10 protein-coding genes are annotated in these 13505 nt (G+C 37.2%); 6 read left to right on the top strand and 4 right to left on the bottom strand.

What is annotated here, in order from left to right; genetic code table 11:
- Positions 1 to 95: 95 nt before the first annotated feature.
- Complete coding sequence (locus FC66_RS03995) at positions 96 to 1124, top strand: galactose-1-epimerase (RefSeq protein ID WP_057974100.1); 1029 nt, start codon at positions 96 to 98, stop codon at positions 1122 to 1124.
- Positions 1125 to 1253: 129 nt separating this feature from the next.
- Positions 1254 to 1889 (top strand): SDR family oxidoreductase, encoded by a 636-nt coding sequence (locus tag FC66_RS03990; protein ID WP_057974099.1) that lies wholly within the window; start codon positions 1254 to 1256, stop codon positions 1887 to 1889.
- A 69-nt stretch (positions 1890 to 1958) separates the two neighbouring features.
- Here the strand turns inward: FC66_RS03990 and FC66_RS03985 are convergent, their stop codons facing one another.
- The gene (locus FC66_RS03985) at positions 1959 to 4547 is read right to left on the bottom strand and encodes a hypothetical protein (RefSeq protein ID WP_057974098.1); all 2589 of its coding nucleotides are present in this window, start codon (positions 4545 to 4547) and stop codon (positions 1959 to 1961) included.
- A 129-nt stretch (positions 4548 to 4676) separates the two neighbouring features.
- Between FC66_RS03985 and FC66_RS03980 the strand changes: the two genes are divergently transcribed.
- Positions 4677 to 5276: a WxL domain-containing protein gene (locus FC66_RS03980; protein WP_057974097.1), complete on the top strand. Its 600-nt coding sequence runs from the start codon at positions 4677 to 4679 to the stop codon at positions 5274 to 5276.
- Between the two features lie 71 nt (positions 5277 to 5347).
- Positions 5348 to 6409, top strand: coding sequence for a WxLIP family cell surface protein (locus FC66_RS03975; protein WP_057974096.1), 1062 nt, complete (start codon positions 5348 to 5350; stop codon positions 6407 to 6409).
- A gap of 65 nt (positions 6410 to 6474) precedes the next feature.
- On the opposite strand, the gene FC66_RS03970 is transcribed toward FC66_RS03975, so the two are convergent.
- Complete coding sequence (locus FC66_RS03970) at positions 6475 to 9111, bottom strand: hypothetical protein (protein WP_057974095.1); 2637 nt, start codon at positions 9109 to 9111, stop codon at positions 6475 to 6477.
- Between the two features lie 271 nt (positions 9112 to 9382).
- Between FC66_RS03970 and efp the strand changes: the two genes are divergently transcribed.
- Together efp and yidA are read left to right on the top strand one after the other, a co-directional pair.
- Positions 9383 to 9946, top strand: a complete 564-nt coding sequence (gene efp / locus FC66_RS03965) for an elongation factor P (RefSeq protein ID WP_057974094.1) — start codon at positions 9383 to 9385, stop codon at positions 9944 to 9946.
- Between the two features lie 62 nt (positions 9947 to 10008).
- Positions 10009 to 10818, top strand: a complete 810-nt coding sequence (gene yidA, locus FC66_RS03960) for a sugar-phosphatase (protein WP_057974093.1) — start codon at positions 10009 to 10011, stop codon at positions 10816 to 10818.
- A gap of 81 nt (positions 10819 to 10899) precedes the next feature.
- Here the strand turns inward: yidA and FC66_RS03955 are convergent, their stop codons facing one another.
- On the bottom strand, positions 10900 to 12414 hold the full coding sequence (locus tag FC66_RS03955; protein WP_057974092.1) for an ABC transporter permease/substrate-binding protein: 1515 nt from the start codon (positions 12412 to 12414) through the stop codon (positions 10900 to 10902).
- The gene (locus tag FC66_RS03950) at positions 12414 to 13373 is read right to left on the bottom strand and encodes an ABC transporter ATP-binding protein (RefSeq protein ID WP_057974091.1); all 960 of its coding nucleotides are present in this window, start codon (positions 13371 to 13373) and stop codon (positions 12414 to 12416) included. The genes FC66_RS03955 and FC66_RS03950 overlap by 1 nt, the downstream gene beginning before the upstream one ends.
- Positions 13374 to 13505: the final 132 nt, after the last annotated feature.

Below are 13505 nucleotides of genomic sequence, written 5' to 3'. Positions count from 1 at the left end.
TTTTACAATAAAAGTAAACGCTTTCTTGAATAAATGATTAAAATAGACTAAGATTAACAAGAATAAATAAAAACAGTTACCGGAGGGGAATAGGCATGCAAATTACAACGAAAGATTTTGGAAACGACTATAGTCTGATTACGATTACGAATGATAATGGGTTTGAATTATCACTTACGGATTTAGGGGCACGAATTGTTAGTTTAAAAGTACCAGTTAGCACTGGGAAACGTGAGATTGTACTTGGATTTGATTCAGCAAGTGAATACTTACAAAAAGACAGTTTTATTGGTGCTTCAATTGGTCGTGTTGCTGGACGGATTAAAGATGGTAAATTCAACATTGATGATCAGAGTTACCAAGTTCAAATTAATGAAGGCACGAATACTTTGCATGGTGGTACTCCCGGGTTTGATACAAAAAAATGGGCTTATAAAATCGTCGAAGGCCAAAATGAATCATCAGTTATTTTTCATTTAGACAGCCCAGAAGGCGAACATGGTTTCCCAGGAAACATGTCAATTGACGTTACTTATACGTTTAATAATGACAATATTTGGCACCTTGAAACAACTGCCAAAACGGATAAGGATACCTTGTACAATCCAACAAACCACGTGTACTTTAACGTGATGGGGGATGTAACAGAAACAATTGATGATAATTCCTTACAAGTGGATAGCGATTATTTTGCGCCTCTCCAACCAAATTCAATCCCAACTGGTGAAAAAATGGCTGTTGACGGAACACCTTATGATTTCCGTCAAGCTAAGACGCTACGTGAAGTTTTCAGCAGTGATTTTGCGCAGAAGAATCAAGTTAACGGAATTGATCATCCCTTCTTCCTGAACAATCCCATGGTTGGTAAAGAATCTGCTAAGTTAGTCAGTGCAGATAAAGAAGTTTCAGTTTCAGTTTCAACAGATGCAACTAGCTTGGTTATGTTCACAGCAAACTTTGGTGATGATACACCAATAATGCATGGTAAAAAGCTTGCAAATCATGCAGCAATTACTTTTGAAACACAAGCAGCACCTGGTTCTGAACGATTCCCAGAATTTGGCGACATCGTCTTACGCGCGGGTGACACATACAAAACAGTAACAGAATTTAAATTAAATTAATTATTAATAAGTAGAACAGCCATTGTAAAATGGTTGTTTTTTTATATGAATTTATAAGTGTAAGTCGTACCATTTCGCCTAGTAAAGAGGTAGACTTTAAACAAAGAGAATAAAAGGGGTGTCTGAATAATGGCAGAACAAAAAAGAGTATTAGTCATTGGATCAAATGGTCGAATTGGCCAAAAAGTGACGAATAAATTGTCCGAAAAAGGTTATCAGGTATTGGCGGGTTCAAGGCATACGGATAATTTAGATCGGGATAACATTACTTATGTCTACGTTGATTTATTGGATAGCGTGGATAAGTTAGTTAAGAATATGCAAGCTGTTGATGTTGTTTTATTTGTTGCCGGTTCGGGCGGTAAAGATTTAATGAAGATTGACTTGGATGGCGCGGTTAAAACGATGGAAGCAGCGGAAACGGCTCATGTAAAACGTTTTATAATGCTGAGCACCATCTACTCATTAGACCGAGAAAAAGTGGCATCTTCATCAATTAGAAATTATATGACGGCTAAATTTTATGCGGACAACTGGTTAATGAAAAATACACAGTTGGACTACACGATTCTTCAACCTGGTGCTCTGACAAAGGAATCTAGCACAGGTAAAGTAACGTTAAATGATGGCCAGGCAAGCGATAATTCACTTGGAAATGTTGCGGACGTTTTGGTTTCAATTGTGGCAAATGATAATACGATTGGTAAAGTAATTACCATGCATGACGGCGAGACAGATATCGAGAGCGCCGTAAAAAATAGTTAATAGATTATATTGCAAAAAAAGGGTCATAAAGCTAGGTAAAATCTAGCCTTATGACCCTTTTAAATTTATTTACTCAATAACAATACCGCTATTGTTGGTTGGAGAAATGGCCCAAAGTGAATCATAATTATAGGTACCCACGGTATCAAAAATTGAAGTGGCAAAATCTAATGTTAGTTGAGCATAGTAATGCGATTTGTTAATAACAGAATTTGATGAGTCGCCAAGACTTGACGATGGTAAATCAAAGATTGTTTTATTAGAATTACTAAAATCAATTTTGTTTGAAGTTGCCGGTTTTTGTTCGAAGGTAAGTGTTTCGCCGTCTTTACTCGTCTGAACTTGTTTATACCATGATAAACGATCCTTTTTGAAGAGTGGGTTCAGGGTGTCATTAATCGACGAATCATTGGTATTAACACTTAAGTCCCAATTGACTTTGAACGGGTTATCGATAGCTAGGGTTCCGGAAGCGGATAATGTTTTTTTGTTTTCACCTAACTTATAGGTACCGAAATCAAAGTTTTTAGGGTAAGTGACTAACAAATTCCCAGTTACGTTTAAAATATAAGAAATAGGTGTATAATCTGTATCTTTTTCGGTTAAATCCGCATCCGAGATAGTTGGATTTGATGACCCTAAAATTTTATTAATTGAATCATCATTTGTAGCCGTAACCAGATAAGAAATTTTATTTTTATGGTAGAGGTGGTAACCGATTAATTGGTAGCCTTCATCGATCTGATCACTACCACCGGCTGATGTATTAGAATCCATAGCATAAGTTTTCTTGTCGGAGTAAGCTGTACGATCGTACTGATGTTTCTTATCTTGATATTGATTTTCTAAAGCGGTAATTGCATTTCCTGAATTAAAATCAATCGTATTTTCACCACTCGTGAAGGTTTGATTGGCTTCTGTAAGGGAGCTAGAATCCTTATAATTTTTAGCATATTTTTGCCACCTACCATCGTTTAACCGATACCATAAATAGTAAGAAGTGTCATTTGGATTCACATTTAAAGTCGTCGTGTACGTTTTTTCTGACGTTTGAATAGTTGAAGCGTCAGCACCAAGATTGGCATTATCTTGTTTAACAGTCGCCGACGTATTATTGATTGATGCGTTCAATGTCTTAGTTGATCCCGGAATAAAGGCGTTATTACCAGAAACCGTTGCCGATAAAATTGTCGGTTTAGAGGTATTCGTATCACTATTTTTCAAGAAACCGGCCGGATCATCTTTGGTATTAGCGACATCAAAATCGTCAGTATTAAACCCGGCATCACTAGCAACTTCATCGTCAACTGACATATTACCAGTAATATCTTGTCCCGACATGAGGTTACCGGTAAGCGGACTACCACTTCCTGACTGGGTAGCATCAATGGCGATATCAGCATTTGGCGCTAAAACAGAACCTACAAAGTTCTGACTTGTATTGGTACCAAACGATAAGGTCGTATTCTCTGTATTGAAATTATGGAGCAAATGAGAAGACGTATTAAACAGTGTCTTAATTGTTTTAGAACCAACTTTTATGGTTGTATCCTTGGTTAAAAGATTGACGCCTTTAGCATTCGTACCAGTTGTATTTTGACCTTTAAAAATATGACTGTCAGAATCATCCGTGATGTATGTTGCATCACCGTTTAAAGGCGCATAGCCGGCAACGCGCATCCAAGCTTCATTTGTAAAGTTGAACGAAGTAAAATTTTTATAATTTAGAATAATATAAGGCATTTTAGTTGTACCTGAAGTGAAATTCAATAAGTTAACGGAGAGCTCTTTAGCCGCTTGGAACTGGTTAAGATCACCGTTAATATCTACAACAACGACCCCTTGCTTTGTTGTTTTCTTATTCATATCAATGTTAATTTGAATGACGCCTGAACCACCATTATTGTTTGAATTAGTAATCGTATGATCCGTGTTGATAGCTACTGAATTGATTGCGTCATTATACAGGGCATTTTTACCACTGACTTCATGCGTATCTTTTGCAACAGTTGTTGATGTAAAATCGGCATAGTAATCACTAACGTTACGAAGATTTTTAGAAATATCGTCAAATGAAGTGATACTATTTTTTTTCATCGCGGGAAAATTAGCTAATGTGTCAGTTTTGTCCTCGACTTCATGGAAACGAGCGACACCAGCGGTATCCCAAGAACCTAATGATTTTAGCAAATCAGCATCTGTTGGTGGATGTTCAATAAAAAAAGATAGATTTTTTGTTTTTGAATAATGAAAACTCTGCGCATTTGAGTACATGCGCAGCAGACCACCTGAAACGGTATCAGAAACCATTGAAGGGTTCATTTTATCGAAGGTATCAGTGTCAGAATCACTTAAGTTTTTAGCCGAATAATTCTGAATAACAGCTTCACCATAGCCGGTAGATTTAAAATCTTTTGCAAAGTACTGACCTTGTAATGATTTAACTTGATCGGCATTAAATGTAATGGAACCACCGGCAACGCTGTTAACGCCCGTTGCCACACCCAATGGATATTGATCAGGTGTCTCATAGGCACCACCTGATTTAGGACTAGCTTGTATGCTTTCGAAAAATATAAAAAAGAAAATTAAACTAAAAAAAACACTTGCAATAGTCATGTAAACGCTATTACTGCTGGCATATCTAGACTTTAACATGGTTAACCCCCCGCGGATTGTGCTATTGAATCTTATGTAAATTATATGGTATTATTAGTTAAAGGTCAACGTCCCCAAATTTATACGTTGGCCAACTCAATAAATAACAATCTGGGAGGATTTTATATTATGAAAAAGAATTTATTTTTAATCGCAGCGTTAGTATTAGGCGCAACAGCAGCTGTTAGCACAAACGTTTCAGCTGATACGGCAACATCATCAGATGGTAAGGGTACAGCTACCTTGAATATCACGGCAGGTACCTTCAGTCAAGTAGGTGCACCATCATTTAGTTTTAAAACAGCAGTAGATAATGCATTAGTTACAGCTGGAAAAGCTGTTCCATCTACTGGCGTAGACAAAGCTACTCAAACTTTAAAAGTATCTGATTATGTAGGTACAGATGGTGGTTGGAATGTTACGGCGCAATTAGGCGCATTTGATAAAGCTGATGCTAAAGTTGGGTCATTAGACATCCCGGTTGGTGCAATTAATGCGGCAACTGAGGATATAAAAAAAGACACGACAACGATGAAGGCCAATTTAGTGCCAGCCGGATCTGCTGCTACTGTAGCAAGCTCTAAGACTGGTGCTGGTGACACGGTATTAGCATATGCTGACAATGGCGCAACACTAAATCTTAATGCAAGTACGAAGGTAGCAAGTTCTTCGGCTCCTTTAACTTGGACAGCAACTCAAGGTAACGCTACCGCACCAAAATTTAACTAAACCATAATATAAAATTCAATAAAGAGAAGACCGCCCTAAGGCAGTCTTTTTTTTTAAGGAGAAACAAAATAATGAAATTAAGAAAATTATTATTGAGCTTTCTGGCCGTAATGACAGTGACGATTGTTTCTGTGACAACTAACAAAGTCTACGCTAAGGCAGAAAGTGCAGGATTTACGGTCTCTAAAGTAACCCCTGAGAATCAATATCGTGAAGCAGCACAATTTGATATCAAGGTGAAACCTAACTCAACTCAGACGTTAGCGCTAGAAATTAAAAATTCAGAAAATGATACTAAGACGATTGATGTCACACCCAATGATTCTTATACAAATACCAATGGGATAATTGTGTACGATAAAACGTCAGTCAAAAAAACGCCAACAGAGCAATATCAGTTCTCTGATTTGATATCGGGTAAACAAGAAGTTGTTGTTGGACCTAAAAAGACAGTTAAAGTGACGTTTAACGTAAAAATGCCGGCAACATCTTTCTCCGGCATTGTCTTGGGCGGTTTTAATGTTCAGGAAAAAGTCATCAAAGAAAAAAGCGAGAGCAAAGGGATTGCGATTACCAATCGGTTTGCGTACGTTATCCAAGCAGTGATTAGAGAATCTAACACGGATGAGAATCCCGGACCAAAAATTACTATTGGCTCTACTAAAGTAGCGCTTAACGATTTAAAGAAAGTCTCACTGCAAACTAAGATTCAAAATGTTGAGCCAATTGTAATCGGTCCAGCGACCGTTAAAGCAACAATTATGGCAAAAGGTAGTACTAAAGTGTTATATAGTAAAACAATGACGCCAGTTACTTTTGCGCCTAATGCCGAGTTTGATTACGCTTTGGATTTAACGAAAGCTAATCTATCTGCCGGTAAATACAATGTTCATTACGTAGTAACGGGAAACAATAAATCATGGGAAGCAACAAACCCATTCACGATTACCGCCGCTAATGTTAAAAGTATTAAATCGGATAATAACGAAGCCAAACCTCATGCAACCTGGTTATTATGGTTGATTATTGGTATTATCGCGTTATTAGTTCTATTGGTCTTATTCTTACTTTTCATTATTTTGAAAAGAAGGAAAAAAGATAAAGAAGAAGAAAAAGCATTAGAAAATAAATAAGAATTTAAAAAGCCGTCTAAAATGAATTTACTCATTTTAGACGGCTTTTTTTGTGGAACGGATCGTTATTCTTGAGATGGATCCACTGGAATTTTTGGAGATGTAATTGACCATGTGACATTATCCTTAAAATTACCAGGATGGGTAATTTTATTTGTTTGAAGATTCAGGGCTATTTGTGCTGAATAGTAATTATTATTAATAATTGATGTCGTATCAGAACCAAAGATAGATGAATTTAAATCAAAAATCGTATCTTTAGATTTAATAGTTGTTAAATTTGAGGCATTTCCGTAAGTAATGGTTGAATTGCCAAGCGGGCTGGTTTGACGTTTTTCAAACCAGCCAAGTTGATCCGGTATAAAGAATGGATTTTTTGGATTATCGGTATCTTTGGTGCCAACTGCTAAGTCCCATTTAAGACCAAAAGGATTATCAACGGTTAATAATCCAGTTGCAGTTAACTTAGGCGTTGCTACCGATGTGCCCGCCGTGAAATTACCAAAGTTAAATATTTTTGGATAAGAGACTAGTAAATCCCCAATGACATGCAGGTTATATGAGATAGGGGTGTAATCGGGATTTATTTCTGCGAGATCTGAGGCAGAAAGGATTGTTCCGGATGCGCCGCCCAATAGTTCATTAATTGTTTTATCATTGTACTTAGAGTGCGTATCTGTATCGGTCGTTGATGTGACTAAATACGAAATTCTATTTTTATGAAACAGGTGATAACCAATTACTTGATTGGGATCACTTGCCTTATCATAGGTAGCGCTGTTTGTGTAGGCCACTTCATCATATTTGTATTTACTATGTTTCGTACTGTATGTTTTCGCAAGCTTGTCCGCGACGTTCCCGGTGATTCCTAGCTTAGAGCTGGTAAGTTCAGTCGTCCCATCTTGTACATATTTTTCCCAGGGACCATTGTTGAAACTATACCATAAATAATATTTTTCAGTTTTAGCCGGTGTAGATTTTGTATCCACATTAATCGTCGTATCAAATGACTTTTTAGACGTTTGAACGGTATGCTCTGGTAGTTCGGCAGTTATATTATTTAACGAGAAGTGGAAATTGTAAGGTTCAACCTGTGGAATATAATGGGTTGTACCAGAACCGGTATCAATGGATGTATAACCGGGTAATGAAATAGATTTAATCGTGGGATGAGTTGAGTTAACCGAATCAGGATTCTTTAAAAAATCTTGAATAGAGTCATCCCCAAAATCATCAGACGCGTTAAAAATACTTTGATAGGCCATATCACCGGGAACGTTTAGATTACCTATAATATTTTGACCGGTGATGATACTTCCGTACAGGATACCTTGATCTGCGTTGATATCAACGTCAGCGCTGGGTGCCAGTACTGATCCATATAAGGAACTTTTGGGATTACCAATGAAAATCTTGCCGTTCTCAGTATTAAAGTTATTTATAATGTGTGAAGACGTATTAAAAACAGATTTAACTTTTTCAGGTTTTTTACCCGTTGGATCAATAGGTGTTAAATTCTGTGTTAAAAGATCAGTGGCGGGTTTGTCTGCGCCGTTACTATTTTGACCGGTGAACAAGGTCCCTTTACTGTTACCGTCTAACTTATAATTTATAGAAGACCCATCAGATGCGGGTGGGTAGGCATTGCAGGTCATCCAAGTGCCATTATTAAAATTAAAGCTAATACCGGACGAGTCATTTGAAAAATGTTTATAATTTAGAACTATAAAAGGCATTTTCATCGTTTTAACGTTAAAATTAACTAAATTAATTGAAATAGCAGTAGCATCTTCAAAATGCGGAACATTACCATCAATATCGGCGAAAACGACGCCCTGATCTTTTGACTGAGCATTCATATTGATGGTTAGCTGAATGACATGTGCACTACTATCCCCGGCTTTAACAAGTTTATTTGTGTTTAAATCGGCATTTTTAATCGCATCATTATACTTTGTGGTGTCACCCTTTGCCTTTGAGTTTGAATAATTAGTTGACGTGAAGTTAGCGTAATAATCGCTAACATCGATAACATTTTGGGTGGCATCATTGAAGGACGTGATACCGTTATTTTTCATATTCGGGAAACCGGCAAGTGAGCTGGTTTTATCTTTTTTTGAATTAAATAGATTAATGGCAGCAGCATACTCGGGACTTGTTGGAGTGATACCTGACTGTTGAGTAACAGCCTTGGCAATGGTATCATCTGAAGGTGACGTTTCAATGTAATATGATAGATTCTTCGCTTTACCATTAGTTTTTGAAAAAATAAAACTATTTTTATTGGCATACCAGGCAATGATATCAGCCCCTGAGATGTTCTCTGATATCATTGGAGGACTAACTTTATCAAAGTCAGCATCGGTTAATCCCGCTAATGGGTCATGATCATAATTTTGCAGATATCTTGGAGGAATCTGCGGATTGTCTCCAGTGACGTTTCCAGACTGACCAGAAGAGGTAAATGTTTTTGCAAAAAACTGTCCTTGCAAAGAATAAATTTCATTCGAATTGAATGTGATTGTTCGTCCGGCAAAACCAGTAGTATCCGTAGCGGCTCCCATTGGATAACCCTTAGGTGGCGCATATGCCGTAGCGGCCTGAGTATTATAAACCGGCAATAGTAAAAAGAGTAAGCCAAAACAAAAAATGATAATCGATTTATGGATGATGGGTAATTTAGTACAATTGTTTTTAAGCAAGATGAAACCCCTTTCTAAATAATCAGAACTTAATCAATTGATTATATATTCATTATAGACTTGCGGACAAAAGATGTGTAGGTCTATCATGGAACCAACACTATAAAAGAGGGCAATATGGCATATTTATGATTGCTTAATGAAGAAACACTAATTTATCAGCTTTTTATTTTATAAAATAGCGGGATGTTTAATGGTATACCCTAGATTAAGCCTTTTCACTTTGGTATACTCAAGGAGAAACGTTTTAAAAAAAGGGAGATAATAAATTATGATTGAAGCAATTAACTTAAAAGCCGGAATGACTTTCGAACAAGGCGGCAAATTAATTAAAGTTTTAGAAGCAAGTCATCACAAACCAGGTAAGGGTAACACTGTTATGCGTATGAAATTACGTGACGTCCGTTCTGGTTCAACTGTTGAAACAACAATGCGTCCAGAAGTTAAGGTTGAACAAGCTAACATTGAAACAAAACCCGTTCAATTCTTATACAACCAAGACACAATGGCTTTCTTCATGGATTTAGAAACATATGAACAATATGAAATCCCAAGAGATATCATTGAACATGAAGCTAAATTCTTATTAGAAAATATGGAAGTTAAAATCCAATTTTACGGTACAGAAGTTATTGGGTTAACATTACCAACTGTTGTAACATTGCGCGTTGTTGAGACACAACCTTCAATTAAAGGTGCTACAGCAACTGGTTCAGGTAAACCAGCAACAATGGAAACAGGTCTTGTTGTTAACGTTCCTGACTTCATCGCTGCAGATGATGTTTTAGAAATTAATACACAAGAAGGTACATATCTTAAACGTGCACCTAAATAAGGTTCAACAGGTAGTCTCTTGAGGCTGCCTTTTTTTGAACCATTCAGGATGAGGAGATCATTATGGGGATTAAATTAGTTGCAATCGATATCGATGATACATTATTAAATCCAGAAGGCCAGTTAGCGGATGAAACGATTAATGCGATTCAAAAAACGATTCAAAAAGGGGTTAAGGTCGTGCTTTGTACGGGTCGTCCATTAGCCGGTGTCACGACATTTCTTAACCAATTAGGGATTAGCGGGGATGACCAATACGTGATTACCTACAATGGTGCAATTATTGAAACCGTGAGTGGCCATCGGTTGGCGCAACACACGTTAGATTTTGAAGATTATCTAGCCGCCGATAAATTAAGTTATGAACTGAATGTTCATTATAATATTCTGGATGATGAAAGTCGGATTTATACATCCAACAGGGATGTTGGACGTATTACAGTGATCCAAGCCGCCGAAAATGATGAAGGGTTATTCGTCCGAAATCCGGAAGAAATGCCACAAGATTTAACCGTGTCTAAAATTATGTTCGTAGATGAACCGGAAGTTTTAGATGCACAGATACATAAAATTAAAGAAACATTTGATGACCGTTATTACGTCGTTCGTAGCTTGCCAGAATTCTTAGAAGTTCTAAATAAGAAGGCAAATAAAGGTAATGCATTAACGGATTTATTATCAGAACTGGGATTAAAAAAAGAAGAGGTCATGGCAATGGGTGATCAACATAATGATTTAACCATGTTCGCGGTGGCTGGTACGACTGTTGCAATGGGAAACGCCATCCCTGAATTAAAAGAAGTCGCGACATACGTGACAGAATCCAACGCAAATCATGGAGTTGCGGTTGCGTTGGAACGGTATGTTATCTAATCTCGAAAAGATAAATTTAATAAGAAGAATAAAAAAAGTTTGGAACCCGCATTTATTAATGTCAGGGTCCAAACTTTTTAATTAGTCTAAAAGATGGTGCTTCGTTAAATAGTCATGAGCAACCTTACTTGCGGGGACATTTTTAACATCAACCAAGTAATTCATTTCCTGCATATCCGTATCAGAAATTTTATTACCCAGTTTGTTTAAACTCTTTTTCACAGTTGGGTACTTTTTTAAAATTCCTTTTGCGATGAGCGGTGCACCTTGGTAAGGCGGAAATAGGTGCTGGTCATCTCGCAGCGTTACCAGATTATATTTAATGAGCTGACTATCGGTTGAATAAGCATCGATTAAGTTGACGTCGCCATTCGCAATTGCTTGGTAGCGTAACGCTGGTTCGAACGATTTGACGTTAAAGGACACGCCATATTTCTTCTCTATCCCTTTATAACCATCCCCACGATTCAAAAATTCAAGTGTAAATCCTGCTTTAATTTTTGAAGAAACACGGGATAAGTCAGATATTTTCGTTAAATGATATTGATCCGCAAATTCTTTTGTTACAGCAACGGCGTAAGTATTTTGATAGGCCATTGGATCTAAAAAGTCTAAATTATCTTTAGCTTTAATAGCTGATTTTGCTTGCTGATAGACTTGTTCTTTATTTGTGTTTTTAAGGGGCGTTTTAACTAATTCTTCAAGTACCGTACCAGAAAATTCTGGATAAATGTCAATCGATTTAGATTTTAATGCCGAGTATAAAAAACTGGTTTTACCAAAATTTGGTTTTAAGGTTACGTTGATGGTGGGGTCGTCGTTCTCAATTAGATCTTTATACATATTGATTAATATCTCAGGCTCCGCTCCCATTTTGCCGGCAATGACCAATTCTTTTTTCTGATGAGTAAGAGCGTTAATCGTTGCGCCACCAGCGAATAGAACGCCTAAAGCGATCAAGATAGTGGCAATAGTTTTCACTTTTAAGTTTTGAAAACGACGGATTAAGGCGCTGAAAAGAACCGCTAAAATAATAGAACTTAAGGCACCAATAATAATTAAGCTCATGTCATTTCTGTCAATACCGAGTAAGATGAACGTCCCTAAACCGCCGGCACCAATTAAGGCGGCCAATGTTGCGGTCCCGATAATTAAAACAAAAGCGATTCGAATACCCGAGATGATTAGTGGCATAGCCAGTGGTAATTCAAAACGAATCAATTTTTGCGTTCGTGTCATGCCAAATGCGGTGGCTGCTTCTTCTAATGATGGATCAATACTAGTTAAGCCGACGTATGTGTTTTGGAATATGGGTAATAAGGCATAGGCCACCAATGCAATGATTGAAGGTAAGGTACCAATTCCGACTAACGGAATTAATAAACCAAGTAGGGCAAGTGACGGGATTGTTTGTAAAATACTGGTCATTTGCAGGACGATTTCAGCAGCTCGCTTGTATTGGACTAACCAAATTGCCAGCGAAACGGCAATGACAGTTGCAATCAACAACGAAATTAATGAAATTTGCAAATGTTGGAGAATAGCGGTCCATAAATCAGAGCGATGTGTTTGAAATGTTTCCATTAATTGCGTCATTAATGAGTCACCTCACTATTAGCCATGCTGGCATCGTAACGCACTAAACTTTGAGCATTAATGGTACCAAGTATGTGGTGGTTGTCATCTTGCACATTCACAACGGCGTGTTCAGCAAGTATGGGTATCAGTTCTTTAAAGGTCGTTTTGGCGGATATAATTGGATAGTCAGCTGTTTCATCAAAGGGGATACCAAATGAATTTTGAATCATTTCGGTTAAATCGAAATGCATATTTGGTTGATCTAAGCCAAAAAATTCTGAAACAAATGAGTTCTTTGGTGCCCGTCTGATTTCATCCGGTGTTCCAACTTGAATAAGGTTACCATCATGCATAATGCCAATTCGCGTTCCAAGGCGGAGTGCTTCAGACATATCATGCGTGATAAATACAATGGTATTGTGTAATTCTTCATGCAAGTTAATAACAACATCTTGCAGCGTTTTCTTTGAAATGGGATCTAACGCGCTGAAAGGTTCATCCATTAAAATTAATTTTGGTTCAGTTGCAATGGCGCGCAAAATACCGATACGCTGTTGTTCACCACCAGATAAATCGCTGGGCATTCTTTTACGATAGTCTTCAGGTGGTAAGCCGACGCCTAATAATAAGTCATCAACGCGTTTTCTTTGTTTATCTTTAGGCCATTTTTGTAAATCTGGCAGCAAGCTAATATTTTCAGCAACTGTCATATTAGGAAATAAGGCAATTTGTTGTAATACGTAGCCAATTTGCGAGCGTAAATCGTGTAGTGGGATTTTGTTAATATTTTGTCCTTCGAATTCGATAGTTCCAGACATAGGGTCAATTAAACGATTAATCATTTTTAACGTTGTTGTTTTCCCGCTACCACTTGGGCCAACGAGCACAAATAACTCGCCTTTATTAATATGTAAGTTGAAATCATTCAAGACTGGAACATTTTTAAATGATTTTTTAACATGTTTGAAGTCTAACAAAATATGAGCCCCGCTTCGATTTAGTTTATTGATAAAGTCGTTCGAAATATTAACTGTTTCGCTTGATAGTTTACAGTAATAAACTTTGCGATTCAAACATCTGTTCCCAAAGAATTGAAAATAAGTATTTAT

It is taken from the genome of Dellaglioa algida DSM 15638 (genome assembly GCF_001434695.1).
In the GTDB taxonomy this organism is placed as follows: Bacteria; Bacillota; Bacilli; order Lactobacillales; family Lactobacillaceae; genus Dellaglioa; species Dellaglioa algida.
The sequence above is the reverse complement of the archived record's forward strand: the minus strand, read 5'-3'. Positions and strand labels throughout refer to the sequence as shown.

Coding starts and splice junctions, on each gene's coding strand:
- FC66_RS03995 (WP_057974100.1), top strand. CDS start 96: ATGCAAATTACAACGAAAGATTTTGGAAACGACTATAGTCTGATTACG.
- FC66_RS03980 (WP_057974097.1), top strand. CDS start 4,677: ATGAAAAAGAATTTATTTTTAATCGCAGCGTTAGTATTAGGCGCAACA.
- FC66_RS03975 (WP_057974096.1), top strand. CDS start 5,348: ATGAAATTAAGAAAATTATTATTGAGCTTTCTGGCCGTAATGACAGTG.
- yidA (WP_057974093.1), top strand. CDS start 10,009: ATGGGGATTAAATTAGTTGCAATCGATATCGATGATACATTATTAAAT.
- FC66_RS03955 (WP_057974092.1), bottom strand. CDS start 12,414: ATGACGCAATTAATGGAAACATTTCAAACACATCGCTCTGATTTATGG.
- FC66_RS03990 (WP_057974099.1), top strand. CDS start 1,254: ATGGCAGAACAAAAAAGAGTATTAGTCATTGGATCAAATGGTCGAATT.
- efp (WP_057974094.1), top strand. CDS start 9,383: ATGATTGAAGCAATTAACTTAAAAGCCGGAATGACTTTCGAACAAGGC.
- FC66_RS03985 (WP_057974098.1), bottom strand. CDS start 4,547: ATGTTAAAGTCTAGATATGCCAGCAGTAATAGCGTTTACATGACTATT.